Here is a 19,129-nt window from a genome sequence, read left to right as displayed (position 1 = left end):
TTATTTTAATTTTTTTTTAACGGTAATAAATAATAGCAAATTATTTTTAGCAAAGATGCTAATTAATTATAGTGTCATAATTACTACATTTGGACAATGAATAACGATTATCAGACATATCTTGTTGTGAACTATGGATTTCAAATAAATCCATCATTGCCAATTTTAGGCTATACCGAAAAAATCACCGATGCCGTTTGCGCATCACATTCACATCCGAGAGCCCAGCTTCTTTATGCAACAAGTGGCGTCATGAATGTGGTAATAAAAAATCAAATTTGGGTGGTGAATCCATTACAGGGTTTATGGATTCCCAGCGGACTTGAACACCAGGTCTCTTTTCAAAAGAATGTAAAACTGTTCAGCGTTTTTATTGATCCTTCTTTTACAGATGCTCTCCCAATAAATAGCTTCTCTTTCGATATTTCAGTATTCATAAAACAACTGATGTTTAAAATAATCTCGTTTGAAAATGACGAAAACCCAACATCTTCACAAAAAAGAATTATGGAAGTATTTATAGATGAACTAGCCCTAATTGAACCAAGTTCAACTTTTTTACCTACGAGTAACCATGCAAAACTTCAAAACATCATTTCGCTTTTAATGAATGATATAGCTGGTAAATACACTATAGATCACTATGCTGATTTAACCTTTATGAGCACAAGAACACTATCCCGATTATTTATTAAAGAATTAGGCATGAATTTTAGTGATTGGCGAATAAGATTAAAACTTTTAGAAGCCATAAAAAGATTAGGCGAAAAACAATCAATTAAGGAAATTGCTTTAGATTTAGGATACGAAACAACCAGTGCCTTTATTTTTATGTTTAAAAAAAATTTAGGCAAAACTCCTTCAAATTATATTTTAGAAAATAATCTAAATGAGTTTTTCTAAACCAATAAAATGAAAATACTTAAAACATTTCAGTAAAGCGGTTAAAAACAAAAAATCCCCAATTTTCATTGGGGATTTAAAATATAATCATTGAATATTATTTCAATTTCTTTTTAATAGCAACTTCATGGTATGCTTCAATAACATCTCTTTCTTCAATGTCATTGTAACCTTTAATCTGAATACCACAATCATAACCTTTAGAAACTTCTTTAACATCATCTTTGAAACGTTTCAATGCTACAAGCTCACCTGTATGCACTACTACTCCATCTCTGATAACTCTAATTTTAGAACTTCTCATGATTTTACCATCCATCACCATACATCCTGCAATTGAACCAACTTTAGAAATTTTGAAAATCTCACGGATTTCAGCAGTTCCTAAAATTTCTTCTTTCATCTCAGGAGCTAACATTCCTTCCATCGCATCTTTCAAGTCATCGATAGCAGCGTAGATAATAGAATAGTAACGGATATCGATTTCTTCTTTATCTGCAAGTTGTCTTGCATTTCCTGCAGGACGAACGTTAAATCCGATAATGATTGCATCAGAAGCAGAAGCCAACATAACGTCAGTTTCAGTAATTGCTCCAACACCTTTATGGATAATATTAATTTGAACTTCTTCAGTCGAAAGTTTAGAGAATGAATCTGATAATGCTTCAACAGATCCATCAACGTCTCCTTTAAGGATTACGTTCAATTCTTTAAACTGACCAAGAGCGATACGACGTCCAATCTCATCAAGGGTAATATGACGTTGTGTACGTACAGATTGTTCACGCATTAATTGAGAACGTTTTGATGCAATTTGTTTTGCTTCTTTTTCGTCTTCAAATACATTGAATTTATCCCCTGCAGTAGCTGCACCATCTAAACCTAAAACTGATACCGGAGTCGAAGGACCCGCTTCTTTAACGATATGCCCACGTTCGTCATGCATAGCTTTAATTTTACCATGATGCTTACCAGCCAACATATAATCTCCAACTTTTAAAGTTCCGTGTTGAACTAAAATTGTTGATACATATCCTTTTCCTTTATCCAGAAAAGCTTCAACTACAGTTCCCTGAGCTGCTTTGTTTGGATTAGATTTTAAATCTAAAATTTCAGCTTCTAATAAAACTTTCTCTAGTAATTCTTTTACTCCTGTTCCAACTTTTGCAGAAATATCATGTGACTGAATTTTTCCACCCCAATCTTCAACAAGTAAATTCATACCAGCCAAACGCTCTTTGATTTTTTCAACATTAGCATTTGGTTTATCAATTTTATTGATAGCAAATATAATTGGTACTCCCGCAGCCTGTGCGTGAGAAATTGCTTCTTTTGTTTGTGGCATGATATCATCATCTGCCGCTACTACGATAATAGCAATATCGGTAACCTGAGCTCCACGTGCACGCATCGCGGTAAACGCCTCGTGCCCCGGTGTATCTAAGAATGCGATTTTTTGACCATTATCTAAAGTTACTCCGTAAGCTCCAATGTGTTGTGTAATTCCTCCAGACTCTCCAGCGATAACATTTTCTTTACGAATATAATCCAGTAAAGATGTTTTACCGTGATCGACGTGACCCATTACAGTAACGATTGGCGCTCTAACTACTAAATCTTCTTCTTTATCTTCAACTACCTCAATGGCATCTTCAATATCAACTGTAATAAATTCAACCTCATAACCAAATTCATCAGCTACAATAGTTAAAGTTTCAGCATCCAAACGTTGATTCATGGTAACCATGATTCCAAGTGACATACAAGTCCCAATTACTTTAGTAATCGGCACATCCATCATGATTGCAATTTCACCAACTGTAACGAATTCTGTAACTTTAATAGTTTTACTTCCTTCATCAATCGCTCTTTGCTCCTCATCAGATTTCTGACGGTGTGTATCTCTTTTATCTCTTCTGTATTTAGCAGCTTTAGATTTACCACCTTTACCCTGAAGTTTTTCAAGAGTCTCTCTAATTTGGTTTTTTACTTCCTCTTCAGTAGGCTCAACTTTAGCCACAATTGCAGGACGGTTTCCTTTTACAAAACCAGGTCTTGCACTTCTGTTAGCATTAAAACCTCCACCACCAGTGTTTGGTGTAATTTTATTAGGATTTGGTGTTCCCGGCGCATTACCTGTAGCAGGTTTTGGCGCACCTGGAGTACCTGGCTTCGGAGCTATTCTTTTACGCTTATTTTTGTTAGCGTTATTTCCTGCTCCCGGAGCACCTGGTTTATTAGGTACTATCTTCGGATCTTCTTTCTTTTTCTTAGGCTTATTGAATTGAGATAAATCAATTGTTTGTCCAGTAAGAGTCGTTCCAGATAATTTTTGATATTGAGTAGTAATGGTCTCTTCAGCAGTTGCAGGATCTGTTGACACAACAGGCTCTTGCGCTACTACTTTTGGAGCTTCTACTTTTACTTCTTTTTTCTCTGTAATAATAGGTTTTTCTACCTTTTTTTCTTCAGAAACTACAGGAGCAACAACTGGCTCAGGCTGTACAATTTCTTTTTGAACAGGTTTTTCTGGTTGAGCTGGAGTAACAACTGCTTTTGGTTCTTCTACTTTCGCAGGTTCCTCAACAGGAGCAGAAACAATTGCAGGTTTCTTTGGATTTAAATCAATTTTACCAACTTGAACAGGTGCAGTTACAACAGCTCTCGCTTTTATAATCTCTTGCTGCTTTTGGCGCTCTTCGTCTTGCCTGCGTTTGTCCTCAATTTCTTTCTCACGTTCAACACGTAAAGCTTCTTTTTCTTTTCTCTTCTCTTCTCCTACCTCTTTAGAAGCTTCCTTATTCCCCTTATCGCCCGCAAATTGGCTTTGTAGGATATTAAATTCGCTATCAGAAATTTTCGCATTCGGATTTGCATCAATAGCAATTCCCTTATCTTTTAGATAATCAACAGCTCTTTCTAACGAAATATTTAATTCCCTTAAAACCTTGTTTATTCTTATTACTCTCTCTTCAGACATATAACCTTTTTATTATTACCTTTTTCGTTGTGTTGTTAGAGTAGATAATTAGTTATCAAACTCTTCTTTTAGTATTTTCATAACGTCAAGAATAGTTTCCTCTTCTAAATCCGTTCTTCTTACTAAATCTTCTACTTCTTGTTTTAGAATACTTTTTGCAGTATCTAAACCTATTTTAGCAAATTCTTCAATTACCCAGTCTTCGATTTCGTCTGAAAACTCTGTTAATTCAACATCGTCTTCATCAGCCGTTGCTCCTGCAACATCTCCTTCACGAATAACATCTAATTCGTAACCCGTTAGCTGACCAGCTAATTTAATATTGTGACCTCCTCTACCAATTGCTTTAGAAACTTCTTCTAATTTCAAGAAAACTTCAGCTCTTTTGTTTTCTTCGTCAATTTTGATAGAAGAAACTTTAGCAGGGCTTAAAGCTCTTGTAATAAACAATTGAATATTGCTTGTATAATTGATAACATCAATATTTTCGTTTCCTAATTCACGAACGATCCCATGAATACGAGATCCTTTCATACCTACGCAAGCTCCAACAGGATCAATTCTATCATCATAAGAATCTACCGCAACTTTTGCTTTTTCGCCAGGAATACGCACTACATTTTTAACTGTAATCAATCCGTCAAATACTTCAGGAATTTCTTGTTCAAATAACTTCTCTAAAAACTTCTCAGAAGTTCTGGACATGATAATTTGAGGTTTGTTTCCTTTTAATTCAACGCTTTCAATAATTCCACGAACATTATCTCCTTTACGGAAAAAATCAGATGGGATTTGTTTTTCTTTCGGAAGTACTATTTCGTTTCCTTCATCATCAACCAAGATAACTACTCTAGGACGCACATGGTGTACTTCTGCAGTATAAATATCACCGATAATATCTTTAAATTGTTTGTAAAGATTTGTATTATCGTGTTCGTGAATTTTAGATATTAAGTTTTGACGCAAAGCCAAAATAGCTCTTCTTCCTAAATCGATCAATTTAACTTCTTCAGAAACCTCTTCACCAATTTCAAAATCTGCTTCAATCATTCTTGCTTCAGTCAAGGTAATTTCTTCATTTTCAAAATCAAGATCTTCGTCAGCAACGATTACTCTTCTTCTCCAAATCTCCATATCTCCTTTATCAGGATTTATGATAATGTCGAAGTTGTCATCAGAACCGTATTTTTTCTTTAATGCATTTCTAAACACGTCCTCTAAAATTGCCATAAGCGTTACACGATCAATAAGTTTATTATCTTTAAACTCTGAGAATGAATCGATTAATGCTAAATTTTCCATGCGAATTCTTTAATTAAAATGTTACTGTAACAATTGCCTCTTTAATTTCTGTATAAGGTATTTGTTGCTCTTTTTGAACTGTTTCTTTTCCTTTTCCTACTTTTTTCGGTTCTCTTGCTTTCCAAGACAAAATTATAAAAACATCGTTAGCTTCTACTAATTCTGCTTCAATTTTTTCAGCATTTGTAGTAACAATCAATGTTCTACCAATATTTTTGATGTACTGTCTTGTGAATTTCAGAGGAGATCCTACTCCAACCGATGCTACTTCAAGCGAAAAATCCTGTTCTTCACGATCCAGATTATTCTCGACTGCACGACTGATATCAATGCAATCCTGTAGCGCCACTCCATTATCTCCGTCTAAACCAACACTAATTTTGAAAGAATCTGAAATAGATAAATCAATCAAAAAGACTGAAGGCTTTTCCAGAAGAGCTTCTGCAATTAATCCGTTTACTTTTTCTTTAAATGTCATAATTTTATAAAAAGAGGGGACACTTAGTCCCCTCATTATTTAGATTTTAATAAATAACGGTGCAAATATAGTGTTTTTTTTATAAATCAAAATAAATTGATTGCTCTAAAAATATTTCTTATCTTTATAGAAGCATTAAAATCACGGATTATTCAAATAATTTAACCTCAAAAAATTATGAAACGAATTTTAGTCCCTACTGACTTTTCAGAACATGCAGAAGATGCCCTAAAAGTTGCTGCCCAAATTGCCAAAAAAAACGATTCAGAAATCATCGTTCTACACATGCTTGAATTACCCCACCAAATGAATGATGCCATTTTAGGCGGCGCAAGTATTCCGGAAACCATTCTTTTTATGAAAAAAGCAAACGAAATGCTCGACGAAATCTCGTCAAGACCCTATCTGGACGGAATTCCTATTACTGAAATTGTGAAAATGGACAAACCAATTCACGGAATCACACAAGTGAGTAAAGATTATGATGTTGACTTAATAATCATGGGATCACATGGCTCTTCTGGTGTTGAAGAATTACTAATTGGCTCTAATACTGAAAAAGTCGTTCGGAATTCAGAAATCCCGGTTTTAGTTATTAAAAAAGATATTTCTAACTTTAATGGAAGCAACATTGTTTTTGCCTCTGATTTTTCTGCAGAAACAAAAAAACCATTCGAAAAACTACTAAATTTCACCAAATTCTTTGAATCAAAAATACATCTTGTTACGATTTGCACACCAAACAGCTTCAAACCAACGCATGTTATTGAAAAAGCAATGAAAGATTTCGTAACCGAATTCAACATCACTAATTACACAACTCAAATTTACAACGATACAAATATTGAAAAAGGAATTATCAATTTTGCCAATAGTATAAACGCAGATATTATTGGAATGTGCACCCATGGAAGAACTGGCTTCGCACACTTTTTCAACGGCAGTATTAGCGAAGGCTTAGTAAACCACGCCGTAAGACCCGTTATAACGTTAAAAATCTAAATTAGATTTTCATCACTTAAAATTACAAAAATATTTTTTTTTGCATAAAAAAAGCCTCTCGAATGAGAGGCTTTTTTACGTTGGTCTACTAGGACTCGAACCTAGAAAGACTGCACCAAAAACAGTTGTGTTACCATTACACCATAGACCAGCAATGCTGTTAAGCGAGTGCAAATTTAAAGCTTTTTTTAGTTTATGCAAACTTTTTAAACAGAAGCATTAACAAACATTAATAAAACACTGCCTCTCAAGCTCTTTCTCACTTTTATTTTTTTTCTCTAGCAACCCATACAGGTTTTCATACTACTTTTTTCTTTAGCCAACCACCAATCTTTTCCACTTTATTTCAGATCATAAATTTTGAAATTACCCGAAAAAACAGGGCATAAAAAAAGCCTCTCAATTGAGAGGCTTTATGTTGGTCTACAAGGACTCGAACCTTGAAAGACTGCACCAAAAACAGTTGTGTTACCATTACACCATAGACCAGCAATGCTGTTAAGCGAGTGCAAATTTAAAGCTTTTTTTAGTTTACGCAAACTTTTTTGCGAAAAAAAATGTTTTTTACTCGTTTTTTTTTCGCAAAAACTCATAATAATTTCACAAGTATTTCACAAACAATACATTACTTTAATTAAATAGTTTTATAGAATTTTATGTTAATGCTCGTTTCTTTACACAAAAAAACATTTTCTTTGTAGAATAGAAAACATACAAAATTTTAACACCTAAATATGGCACAATTCAATTTCAATAAATGGAATACAATTATTGGTTGGTTTGCATTTGCAATCGCTTTAACTACTTACACACTAACTGTCGAACCTACCATGAGCTTCTGGGATTGTGGCGAATACATTGCCACAGCTGCCAAACTAGAAGTTGGCCACCCTCCGGGAGCACCTTTATTCCAAATGATGGGCGCTTTTTTCGCCATGTTTGCTATAGATAATCAACATGTAGCGGTGATGGTAAATATGATGTCTGTCTTTTCTAGTGCCTTTACTATTTTATTTATGTTTTGGTCGTCGTCTATGATTTTGAAAAAAATTGTAGCTCGTTTTGCAGAAATCGATCAAAACAATTCAATTGTCATCTTAGGAAGCTCATTTGTTGGAGCACTTGCCTATACTTTCTCTGATAGTTTCTGGTTTAACGCTGTTGAAGCAGAAGTTTATGCAATGGCTTCGTTGTTAATTGCATTGCTTTTCTGGCTTGGTCTTCGTTGGGAACAAGACATGGACAAACCTAAAGGCAACAAATGGTTATTAATTATCTCACTTGTTGTTGGACTTTCGTTTGGCGTTCACTTTATGGCTTTATTGACAATCCCTGCAATTGGTTTTCTATATTACTTTAAACATTACGAAAAAGTTACAATCAAAAATTTCATTATTGCAAATGCCGTAGTAATTGCAATTTTATTATTCATTTTCAAATTACTTTTACCACTAACCATGGCTTTCTTTGGTAAAACTGAAGTTTTCATGGTAAACAGCATGGGGCTTCCTTTTAACTCAGGAACTATTTTTGTAGCGTTGCTTTTTATTGCTTTCTTCTATTTTGGATTAAAGTATACAAAGCAAAAAGGATTGATTTTTTACAACACTATTATACTTTGTGTTTTATTTATTCTAATTGGTTTCTCTACCTGGATAATGCTACCTGTACGTGCAAATGCCAATACGGTAATAAATGAAAACAAACCCTCTGATGCAACTGAGGTTTTAGCGTATTACAATCGTGAGCAATACGGTGTCAACCCTTTATTTTATGGCCCTCAATATACTGAAGTTTTCTCTGGATTGGACGAAAAAACGCCCTACCTGGATAAAAAACCAAACTACGAAAGAGATTATAAAACTGGTAAATACATCATTACCAACAATTATAAAAACGCAGATCAGAACAGTGATGACAATCAAAAAACGATTCTGCCAAGAATGTGGAGTACTGAAACTGGGCACATTCAAAACTACATCAGCTTCACCAATCCTCCTGCATTTAAAATTAACCCTAATTATCCTTATGAAGATGATTTAGCTAAATACGGAATTGACGCCAGTCAATTGAGTGAAGAAGAGTACAGTAAAGCTACTGCACAATTAAGAAACGAAGTTGAAAAAACAGTTTCTGAATTCAGAAAAGCTTATGCTCAAAAACAAATTGACAATGAAGGTTATGTTAAGTTTCTAAATAGTTACAAAGCTTATTTAATCATAGAAAAACCTTCAACTGCGGACAACTTCAGTTTCATGTTTGAATATCAATTTGGATACATGTACTGGAGATATTTAATGTGGAATTTCGTAGGACGCCAAAGTGATGAGCAAGGCAAATATGATAATCTTGACGGAAACTGGATTAGCGGAATCAAAGCTCTTGATTCATTACATTTAGGTTCTCAGGATAATTTACCTTCAGACGTTTTAAACAACAAAGGAAGAAATGTTTACTTTTTCCTTCCTTTTATCTTAGGCCTTATCGGAATAATGTATCATGCCAATAAAGACCTTAAAAGCTTTTACGTGCTTTTAGCGTTGTTTTTATTTACTGGTATCGCACTGAAAATCTATTTGAACGAAAGACCTTTTGAACCTCGTGAAAGAGATTATGCACTTGTAGGGTCCTTTTATGTCTTCGCCATCTGGATAGGTTTTGGTGTCTATTCCTTGTACGAGAGCATCCAGAAATACATTGCACCTAAAATCGCAGGTCCGGTTATTATCGCAGCAAGTTTACTAGCTGCACCTGTTTTAATGGCTTCTCAAAACTGGGATGATCATGACAGATCAAACAGATATACTGCAGTTGCAATGGCAAAAGCTTATTTGAACTCTTGCGATAAAAACGCTATTCTATTTACCATTGGCGACAATGACACCTTCCCATTATGGTATGCCCAGGAAATTGAAGGCATTAGAACAGATGTAAAAATCGTAAATACTAGTCTGTTTATGACAGATTGGTATATTGATCAAATGAAAGCCAAATCATACGAATCTGATCCATTACCAATATCATTCACTCATGGCGAATATGTAGGAGATAAATTAGATTACGTGGCATATATTCAAAAAATTGATACCCGTTGGAACATCAATGACTTTATTAGTTTTATTAAAAATCCAAAATCGACTGTTGGTTTACAAAACGGACAAACGATTCATTTTTATCCAACTAATAAAATTAGGGTTCCCGTTGATAAAGATCTTATCATCAGGAATAAAGTTGTAAATCCAAGATACAATGATTCTATCGTTCCCTATATGGATATCGATATTAAAGGAAGTGCGATTTACAAAAATCGCCTGATGATGCTTGATATTTTAGCAAATAACAACTGGAAAAGACCAATTTACTTTAGTGGTGGCGCTTTTGACGATGAAGATTATTTATGGTTAAAAGACTACCTTCAATTAGATGGAATGGTTTATAAACTGGTTCCAATTAGAAATGTTCCTTCAAAAGATGGCGGACCAATGGATATGGGGCAAATTGATGCAGATAAAATGTATAATATTGTAATGAAATGGGATTGGGGTAATAGTGATAGCGATAAAATCTACCACGATCCTGAAACAAGAAGAAACAGTATTACATACCGCACTAATTTATCTCGTTTAAGTGATGAATTAATTGCAGAAGGCAAAATTGACAAAGCCAAAAATGTGATTAACCTTGCAATGACAAAATTACCTTTGGATAAATTTGGATACTATTCACTTGTAGAGCCATTTGCAAATGGATATTATAAAGTTGGAGAGACCGCAAAAGCACATGACTTGCTAAATAAATTAGTTCAGAAATATAAAGAAAACTTAAATTATTATGCAACATTGACTCCAGGCGACCAAACTGACTTAGCAATGGATATTATAACTGATATTGAGCGTTACAGAAGCCTTTTACACGTTATGAAGCACAACAAAGACCAGGCATTCTACGAAAAACATAAAATTACCTTCAATACGTATGTAAATGTTTTCGAACGTTTTGGTAGAGAAAAAGAATAATAATATACGGAAAATATACTGATTAAAAAAATGCAGCGCTTCTAGTTAAATAGCGCTGCATTTTTTATTTTTACATATCTCTAAATCATCTCACAATGAGCTTTTATTGGGTAAAAACAAATTCATTTATAAAAAGGGTGTTCTCTAAGTATTGTTGGGATATTCCAAATCAAGAAAAGAAAATATACCTGACTTTTGATGATGGCCCAACACCAGAAGTTACAGATTGGGTTTTATCTGAATTAAAGAAATTTGATGCAAAAGCAACCTTCTTTTGTATTGGAAAAAACATCCATGCAAATTCCTCTTTATTTGAAAGATTAATTGCAGAAGGGCACTCTATTGGGAATCACACCATGAACCATATCAATGGATGGAAGAGTCAAACAAATGATTACATTGAGAATGTAAAGAACTGTGCTTCTATTTTATCTGATGAAAAGAGGCTGAACGGCTTATTATTTCGCCCTCCTTACGGGAAAATAAAAAAAGCACAATCTAAAATTTTACGAAATTTAGGCTACAAGATAGTAATGTGGGATGTTTTAAGTGCCGATTTCGATCAGAGCATTACGCCGGAAAAATGTCTTGAAAACGTAACTAAGAATGTACAATCCGGAAGCGTAATTGTATTTCATGACAGTATAAAAGCATCGCATAATTTAAAATTCGCGTTACCTAAAACTTTACACTTCTTAAAAGAAAACGGATATAAGTTTGATATTATTCATTAAAACAACACCAACCAAAAGGGAATTTTAATTAGATATTGAATTGATCCTGAACAATTCCGATAATAGTATTTGCATCAAGTTCTCCTGATTGCCTCCAGATCATTTGACCTTCTTTATAAATCATTAAAGTAGGAAGTCCCTTTATACGCAAGGCTTCAGCAAGCTCCTGGTTTTTATCTACATCAATTTTAATTACTTTGGCTTTATCGCCAAGTGCAGCAGCTACATCCTTAATAACAGGATGCATTGATACAGAAGATTCGTTCCAATCTGTGTAAAAATCAATTAACACTGGAACTTGGGCATTTATAAGTTCTCCAAATTTTGACATAAACCAAAAATTTAATTCTTTTAATCTATTAAAAAGAGATAATTAATACAAATGTAGCATTTTTAACGAATTAAGCCACATTGTTACCTTTTTTTAGTTCAATGACTGTAATTTCAGGCATGATACCAACTCGTCCTGGATATGCATGGAAACCAAATCCACGATTTACGTAAACATAGCGGCCAACGTTTTCATATAATCCTGCCCACTGTTTGTAAATATATTGCGCAAGACTCCATTTAAAATAACCAGGAATTTCTATTCCAAATTGCATACCGTGTGTATGGCCTGCCAATGTTAAATGAAAGTTTTTAGGATGGTTTTTAATTTCAGCCTCCCAATGACTTGGATCATGACTCATTAAGACTTTAAAATCATCCTGATGAACATTTTGTGATGCTTTATTTAAATCGCCTGCTTTTTTAAAATTAACACCCCAATTTTCTACTCCTATAAGTGCAATTTTATCATCACCTTTTTGAATATAAGTATGTTCATTCAACATTAATTTAAATCCTATTTGCCCATAAAGCTTCTTAATCTCCTGAAAATTTTCATTTTTTTGCTTCTCAGAAGGCCAGGTAACATATTCACCATAATCATGATTCCCTAAAACAGAAAACTTACCGTATTTATACTCTTTAATACGATTAAAAGTTTCCAGCCAAGGATGCATTTCTTTTGCATGAGTATTTACAATATCACCCGTAAACAAAATCATATCTGCTTCTTGCTGATTGATCAGATCAATCGCATAATTTATCTTTTCCGGATTATCAAAACTTCCACTGTGAACATCTGAAATCTGAGTAATTCTAAAGCCATCAAAAGCATCTGGCAAATCAGGAAAAAAGACTGTTTGTTTAATTACTTTGAAATTATATTTCCCTTCGAAAATTCCATATATTAAGGATAAAAAAGGTATTGCAGCCAAACCTAATGCGATTTGACTTACAAACTTTCGTCTGTCCGGCATCATTTCTTTTCTTGGAGCATTGTAAATAAAGTAATTTAAAATGCTTGCCCCCACTCTAAAGATGTCTTCACCAAATAAAATAAGTGTCATTACAATTTTTGGAACATATACCAATAGCATCAAACCTGTAGTAAACATAAACTGTTTGGTTTGGCCAACAGAACGATCTACTTGCGAGAAAGAATAAATTATAAAGATTAAAATAAGTAAACTTATAACCTGATAACTTATCAAAACCCATCTTAATTTGATTAAAGTTCGAAAAGCCTGATAAGAATAGAACTCAATAAATAAAAATAGAGCGCAAAGAATTACAAAACGAAAGATCATGTAGGTGTAGTTTTAAGCAAAGTAACAAAGAATGAAAATTTTATTGCTTTTTATTATCAAAAATTTAACTCAAATAACAACAAAAAGCTGGTAAATTTCTCCACCAGCTTCTTTTCTACCAAATTTTTTAAAACCTTTTAATCCACAATAAAGTCTATAAATAAACTTATGCTGTATTATTTTTGAGCTTTTGCTGCTTCTGGCTTAGCTTCTGCTTTTTTAGCTTTTTTGTCTGCTTTTTTGTCTTTTTTAGGAGCTTTAGCTTCTTTTACAGGAGTTGTTTGTGCTGGAGTTGTTTGAGCGCTTACCATTGCAGTTGTTCCTAAAACAGCTACTGCTAACATTACTAATTTTTTCATGATTTTAAGTTTTTATGATTATTATCTTATTATTTATAGCTCAAAGATATAATCGGAAAATGAAGACAAAATGAAGATTGAAATACTTTTGAAATTTTAACTTTTAATTATGCAAATGCACTTCAGGAAACAAAAGCGTAAACTTCGATCCTTCATTAATTTCAGAAGTAACCTTAATTTCTATTCGGTGAAAAACAGCAATACTTTCGGCAATGGCAAGTCCTAAACCCTGCCCGTCCTGATCAGAACTTATTCGGGTAAACCTATTAAATACTTTTTCGATTTGAGAAGCATTCATTCCAATACCAGAATCTTTAATGGCAATAAAATATTGACCATTATTAAAACCATCTTCAACTACGATACTGCCTTCCGGCTTATTATACTTTATGGCATTGGTTACTAAATTATAAATCAAAATATGAATCAACGTTTTATTTCCTGTGAAGATAAAATCATGTTTAATCTGGTTTGAAAACTGAATTTCCTTATCCTCGATTCGATCTTGTAAGTCTTCCTGCAAATCATTTAAAATCTCTTTAAAATTGATTTTTTCATTCGCTTCATATTGATTGTTTTCAATTCTGGAAATCAACAATAAATTATTGATGATTTTTTTCAGCATATCTAAAGTTCTTAGTGCTCCGGCAATTTTATCAATTGCATTGTCATCTAAAGAATCATTTTGCAATAAATTTTCAAACTTGTTTTTAAGTAAAGCAATTGGAGTCAAAAGTTCATGAGAAACATTAGAGATAAATTGTTTTTCTTTTTTGAAAAGCTCCCCAATACGATCCATCATCTGGTTTAAAACCAAATCTAATTCTCTAAAATCGCGTGATTTTGCATTAATAGGAGTATGATCAAAAGCTTCAGGTTCGTTGACACGCCTAATTTTAGTATCAATAATTTTATAAAAAGGTTTGAGCAAATATTCGATATAAACAGTATCTGCCAGAAAAGTGACTAAAAGAATAACAACCAATACGATAATAATAAACAACCGAATGATAAAAGTTAGATCGTTTACTTCACTTAAACTGCTTCCTATTTCCAATTGATAACCTTGATTTTCATAAGTGAAATGATACTGCAGGATTCGGTATTCATTTTCTTCGCCTTCAATTATCCGGTAATCGTTACTGAAAGTTGTTTTTTTCTGATGCGGTTTCCCGGTAATTTTAGAAAGCACCAAAAATTCGCTATGCAAAGTTGAAAACTGAGAATACGTTTCGGTAGAATCATCTGAATTTTCGATAAAATCATTGATTTCTTTTTTATTTAGATGATCAATAAATTTTTTCTTTTTTTCTACTAATCCATTATTAATGTGTCTGTATACCACATTTTCAACCAAAATAGGCAGCATTAACCACAAAACCAAAATCACCAACAATCGCGTTAGTGCATTAAAAATGGCTAATTGGTGTTTTATTTTCACAGAAACCTATTTATTCGTTTATACGATAACCCACATTTCGAACCGTTTCGAACCAATCTATAGAAGTGTGTTTATCCAGTTTTTTTCGAAGATTTCGAACATGCACATCAATAAAATTGGAATCAGAATTGACTTCTAAAATATCTCCCCAAATATGTTCTGTTAGTTGTAACCTTGTTATAACACGATTTTTATTCAAAACCAGATATTGAAAAATATCAAATTCTTTTTTAGTTAAGCTAATTGGAATATCATTATAACTAACTTTATAATCCTGAAGTTGTAATAAAAATCCGTGTACTTCTAAATTGTTCAAAGTAAAACCATGGATTCTACGGATAACCGCAAACAATCTTGCACTTAATTCGGTTAACGCAAATGGTTTCGTCAAATAATCATCGGCACCCAAATGCAGACCATTTATCCTGTCATCTAATTCGCCTCGTGCCGTTAAGACAATTACAGCCATTTTAGATTTAGTTTTGCGAATGGTTTTCAAAATATCAAAACCATCTCCGTCAGGCAAACCAAGATCAAGCAGCATTGCATCATAATCGTTACTTGCTACTTCTTCAAGAGCATCACTGCAATTATTCGCTATTTTGCATATGTACCCAACGTTACACAAAAAATCGTAAACCTCTACAGCAAGTTCTTTATTATCTTCAACAATTAAAATATTCATAAAAACAGCTTTTAAGCGTAACTAAATTTAAGCAATTAAAAAAAGTCCTGCTACGCATTATTAAAAAATTAACGAATCAAAAAAAGCTGACAAATTTCTTCATCAGCTTTTTCATCCACATTCCATAACCATTATTCCTGTTTTGTCTCCTTTAGAATTCTTCGAAAACAAAACAAAAGCAATGCTTATTTTTTCACTTTCGCTGTTTCTGCTTTTGGAGCTTCTGTTTTTGCTGATTTTGCTTTTTTATCAGCTTTGTTTTTTGGGTGTTTTGTAGCTTTAACTTCTTTTGCAGGAAGTTCTTTTACTTCTTTTGCAGGGCCAACTTTTACAGCAGGAGGAAATGCATGCACCATTACACTTGTTCCTAAAACCGCTACTAATAACATCAATAAATTTCTCATGATTTCTAAGATTTAAATTAATACCTTTTATTTTACAGATCAAATGTACCCCTGTAAAATGAAGGCTAAATGAAGAAATGCATCACTATAAATACTTTAACTTGACATTAACGGTTTGCGCAGGTGGACCATATAAGCTATATAAGTTCATTTAATAGTGGCGCTCAACAGGGCGCCAATAGTTTGGTTAACAATATAGCAGCACATATAAGGGGACGTTGAATTAATAAAATGAACTTTGATAACTTACATGGTGCAAAAAAAATCTTTTTAGTTTAATTTTTGAGAACCCAATTGTTTATTTTTACAGACTAATATTTTTTTTATGTCAACTCAAAAACGTCTTTTTCTTCTCGATGCTTACGCGCTAATTTTCCGTGGTTATTATGCCTTTATAAAAAACCCACGAATTAACTCAAAAGGAATGGATACATCAGCGATCATGGGCTTCATGAACTCGCTTTTGGATGTTATAAAACGTGAAAAACCGGATCATTTGGCTGTGGCTTTTGATAAAGGCGGAAGTCATGTAAGAACAGAAATGTTTGTCGAATATAAAGCCAATCGTGACGCTACTCCAGAAGCAATAAAAATCGCCGTACCTTATATTCAGGAACTTTTAAGAGCAATGCACATTCCGATCATTGAAATAGAAGGTTGTGAAGCCGATGATTTAATTGGAACAATTGCAAAGCAAGCAGAAAAAGAAAACTACAAAGTTTATATGGTAACACCTGATAAGGATTTTGCCCAATTAGTTTCTGAGAACATTTTCATGTACAAACCAGCCCGAATGGGGAATGGAATCGAAATTTGGGGCGTTCCTGAAGTTTTGGCAAAATTTGAAATCGAAAGACCGGAGCAAGTAATCGATTTTTTGGGAATGATGGGAGATGCTGTTGATAATATTCCTGGATTACCAGGTGTTGGTGAAGTTACAGCAAAAAAATTCCTGAAAGAATTTGGTACGATGGAAAACCTTTTAGATAATACACATTTACTAAAAGGCAAAATGAAAGAAAACATTGAAGCCAATAAAGAAAAAGGAATTTTATCTAAAAAACTGGCGACGATTATTTGTGATTGTGACGTTGTCTTTAATGAAGACGACTACGAACTTTCGCGTCCAGACATCGAAAAAACAGATGCTATTTTTCAGGAACTAGAATTCAGAAGAATGGCGGAACAGTTTGATAATTTATTTAAAGTAGGTGGCGGAAATGAATTAGCAACTTCGGCAGCTCCAGCTTCTGATGCTAAATTATACAAAAAACCACAACCTAAAAATGAAGATCAGTTTGATTTGTTTGGAGGCGGAGCAACTTCTGATGAAAATACTGAAACAGAAAGAACTTCATTTTACAATACTTTAGAAAACACACCCCATTCCTATCAAGCCATCGAAGGTGATTTAGGAATTAAATTGCTTTTGCAAAACTTGCAAAAACAGACTGAAGTTTGTTTTGATACTGAAACTACTGGCTTAGATGCCTTACATGCTGAATTGGTAGGGATTTCGTTTTCTTATGAAAAAGGAAAAGGCTATTACGTTCCGTTTCCGGAAAGCCAGGAAGAAGCTCAAACTTTAATTGAAAAATTCAGACCGTTTTTTGAGAATGAAAACATTGAAAAAATTGGTCAGAATTTAAAATACGATTTAAAAATTCTTTCTAATTACGGTATTAATGTAAAAGGAAAACTTTTTGATACCATGATTGCACATTATCTGATCAATCCGGATATGCGTCATAATATGGATATTTTATCTGAAACCTATTTGAAATATTCTCCAAAATCTATTGAAACTTTAATTGGTAAGAAAGGAAAAAATCAAATTACAATGCGTGATGTCGCCCTTGAAGATATTAAGGAATATGCTGCTGAAGATGCTGATGTAACTTTTCAATTAAAAGAACTTTTTACAACCGAATTAGATAAAACGGAAACCAAAAAATTATTCGATGAAATCGAAATTCCGTTAGTAAGCGTTTTAGCAGCAATGGAGACAGAAGGAATTCGTCTTGATGTTGATTTTCTAAAACAAATGTCGACCGAAATGGAGGTCGAAATTAAATCTTTGGAACAAAAAATCTATGAAACTGCTGGTGAGAAATTCAATTTGGCTTCTCCAAAACAATTGGGAGATGTTTTATTTGATAAAATGAAAATTGGTGGTGCCAAACAAAAGAAAACCAAAACCGGTCAATATGCGACTGGTGAGGATGTTTTGATGTATTTAGCTAATGACAATCCTATTATAAAGGAAATTCTGGATTGGCGTCAAATGGTAAAATTACAAAGCACTTATATTTTGGCTTTGCCGGAACAAGTAGACAAGAAAACATTACGCGTTCATACCGATTATATGCAAACTGTTGCCGCAACAGGACGTTTGAGCTCTAACAATCCTAACTTACAAAATATCCCGATTCGTACCGAAAGAGGACGCCAGATTCGTAAAGCTTTTGTCGCGCGCGATGAGAATCATACTTTAATCTCTGCCGATTACTCGCAAATAGAATTAAGAATTATCGCTGCCTTAAGTGGTGAAGAAAATATGATCGCCGCTTTCAAAAACGGAGAAGATATCCACAAAGCAACTGCCGCTAAAGTTTTTGATGTGCCTTTAGAAGAAGTTTCACGCGAACAAAGAAGTAATGCTAAAACGGTAAACTTCGGAATTATTTATGGTGTTTCTGCTTTCGGATTGAGCAATCAGACTTCATTATCAAGAAGCGAAAGTGCTGCTTTGATTGAAGCTTATTATAAAACATATCCTAGATTAAAATCGTACATCAGCGAACAAATAGAATTTGCACGTGAAAAAGGATATGTGCAAACGATTTTAGGACGTCGTCGTTATTTAAAAGACATTAACTCGGCAAATGCTGTGGTGAGAAGTGCCGCTGAGCGAAATGCTGTAAATGCGCCCATTCAGGGAAGTGCCGCCGATGTGATAAAAATTGCGATGATCAACATTCACAAAAAGCTAAAAGATGAAAACTGGAAATCTAAAATGTTGCTTCAGGTTCATGATGAGCTTGTGTTTGATGTGCACAATGACGAATTAGAAAAAATCCAGCCAATGATTAAACATGAGATGGAAAATGCTTTTATGATGAGTGTTCCTTTGGATGTTGAATTAGGTATGGGTGCAGATTGGTTAGCGGCGCATTAAGCAATTTTAG

14 protein-coding genes and 2 tRNA genes are annotated in these 19,129 nt (G+C 33.6%); 5 read left to right on the top strand and 11 right to left on the bottom strand.

Annotated elements, in window-relative coordinates:
• Positions 1–96 precede the first annotated feature (96 nt).
• Positions 97–903: an AraC family transcriptional regulator gene (locus B0A65_RS08925; protein ID WP_074660548.1), complete on the top strand. Its 807-nt coding sequence runs from the start codon at positions 97–99 to the stop codon at positions 901–903.
• Between the two features lie 97 nt (positions 904–1,000).
• Here the strand turns inward: B0A65_RS08925 and infB are convergent, their stop codons facing one another.
• The 3 genes from infB to rimP are packed head-to-tail and all read right to left on the bottom strand — an operon-like array spanning position 1,001 to position 5,663.
• A complete protein-coding gene (gene infB / locus B0A65_RS08920) occupies positions 1,001–3,883 on the bottom strand; it encodes a translation initiation factor IF-2 (RefSeq protein ID WP_074660546.1) in 2,883 nt (960 codons plus the stop codon).
• A 48-nt stretch (positions 3,884–3,931) separates the two neighbouring features.
• Positions 3,932–5,185, bottom strand: a complete 1,254-nt coding sequence (nusA, locus tag B0A65_RS08915) for a transcription termination factor NusA (protein ID WP_056190461.1) — start codon at positions 5,183–5,185, stop codon at positions 3,932–3,934.
• Between the two features lie 13 nt (positions 5,186–5,198).
• The gene (gene rimP, locus B0A65_RS08910; RefSeq protein WP_074660612.1) at positions 5,199–5,663 is read right to left on the bottom strand and encodes a ribosome assembly cofactor RimP; all 465 of its coding nucleotides are present in this window, start codon (positions 5,661–5,663) and stop codon (positions 5,199–5,201) included.
• Positions 5,664–5,840: 177 nt separating this feature from the next.
• On the opposite strand from rimP, the gene B0A65_RS08905 reads away from it, so the two are divergent.
• On the top strand, positions 5,841–6,665 hold the full coding sequence (locus B0A65_RS08905; protein WP_074660545.1) for a universal stress protein: 825 nt from the start codon (positions 5,841–5,843) through the stop codon (positions 6,663–6,665).
• Between the two features lie 80 nt (positions 6,666–6,745).
• Here the strand turns inward: B0A65_RS08905 and B0A65_RS08900 are convergent.
• Together B0A65_RS08900 and B0A65_RS08895 are read right to left on the bottom strand one after the other, a co-directional pair.
• Positions 6,746–6,816, bottom strand: a tRNA-Gln gene (locus B0A65_RS08900).
• A gap of 267 nt (positions 6,817–7,083) precedes the next feature.
• Positions 7,084–7,154, bottom strand: a tRNA-Gln gene (locus tag B0A65_RS08895).
• Between the two features lie 245 nt (positions 7,155–7,399).
• Here B0A65_RS08895 and B0A65_RS08890 point away from each other — a divergent pair.
• Together B0A65_RS08890 and B0A65_RS08885 are read left to right on the top strand one after the other, a co-directional pair.
• On the top strand, positions 7,400–10,681 hold the full coding sequence (locus tag B0A65_RS08890; RefSeq protein ID WP_074660542.1) for a glycosyltransferase family 117 protein: 3,282 nt from the start codon (positions 7,400–7,402) through the stop codon (positions 10,679–10,681).
• Between the two features lie 95 nt (positions 10,682–10,776).
• Positions 10,777–11,415 (top strand): polysaccharide deacetylase family protein, encoded by a 639-nt coding sequence (locus B0A65_RS08885; RefSeq protein ID WP_074660539.1) that lies wholly within the window; start codon positions 10,777–10,779, stop codon positions 11,413–11,415.
• A 28-nt stretch (positions 11,416–11,443) separates the two neighbouring features.
• On the opposite strand, the gene B0A65_RS08880 is transcribed toward B0A65_RS08885, so the two are convergent.
• From B0A65_RS08880 to B0A65_RS08855, 6 genes are all read right to left on the bottom strand, one after another.
• On the bottom strand, positions 11,444–11,746 hold the full coding sequence (locus B0A65_RS08880; RefSeq protein WP_026983729.1) for a thioredoxin family protein: 303 nt from the start codon (positions 11,744–11,746) through the stop codon (positions 11,444–11,446).
• Between the two features lie 70 nt (positions 11,747–11,816).
• Entirely contained in the window at positions 11,817–13,052 is a 1,236-nt protein-coding gene (locus tag B0A65_RS08875) for a metallophosphoesterase (RefSeq protein ID WP_074660538.1), read from the bottom strand.
• 176 nt (positions 13,053–13,228) lie between these two features.
• The gene (locus B0A65_RS08870; protein WP_074660537.1) at positions 13,229–13,411 is read right to left on the bottom strand and encodes a hypothetical protein; all 183 of its coding nucleotides are present in this window, start codon (positions 13,409–13,411) and stop codon (positions 13,229–13,231) included.
• Between the two features lie 103 nt (positions 13,412–13,514).
• Positions 13,515–14,852: a sensor histidine kinase gene (locus B0A65_RS08865; protein WP_242670254.1), complete on the bottom strand. Its 1,338-nt coding sequence runs from the start codon at positions 14,850–14,852 to the stop codon at positions 13,515–13,517.
• Between the two features lie 10 nt (positions 14,853–14,862).
• Positions 14,863–15,537, bottom strand: coding sequence for a response regulator transcription factor (locus tag B0A65_RS08860; RefSeq protein WP_074660535.1), 675 nt, complete (start codon positions 15,535–15,537; stop codon positions 14,863–14,865).
• A gap of 185 nt (positions 15,538–15,722) precedes the next feature.
• Positions 15,723–15,941 carry a hypothetical protein gene (locus B0A65_RS08855; protein ID WP_074660534.1) on the bottom strand — a complete coding sequence of 73 codons (219 nt, stop codon included), beginning with the start codon at positions 15,939–15,941 and terminating at the stop codon, positions 15,723–15,725.
• A 325-nt stretch (positions 15,942–16,266) separates the two neighbouring features.
• On the opposite strand from B0A65_RS08855, the gene polA reads away from it, so the two are divergent.
• The gene (polA, locus tag B0A65_RS08850; protein WP_074660533.1) at positions 16,267–19,119 is read left to right on the top strand and encodes a DNA polymerase I; all 2,853 of its coding nucleotides are present in this window, start codon (positions 16,267–16,269) and stop codon (positions 19,117–19,119) included.
• The last annotated feature ends 10 nt before the right edge of the window (positions 19,120–19,129 follow it).

It is taken from the genome of Flavobacterium frigidimaris (assembly GCF_002217275.1).
GTDB lineage: Bacteria > Bacteroidota > Bacteroidia > Flavobacteriales > Flavobacteriaceae > Flavobacterium > Flavobacterium aquidurense.
Note: the sequence above shows the minus strand (reverse complement) of the source record. Positions and strands in the feature narration are given on the sequence as shown.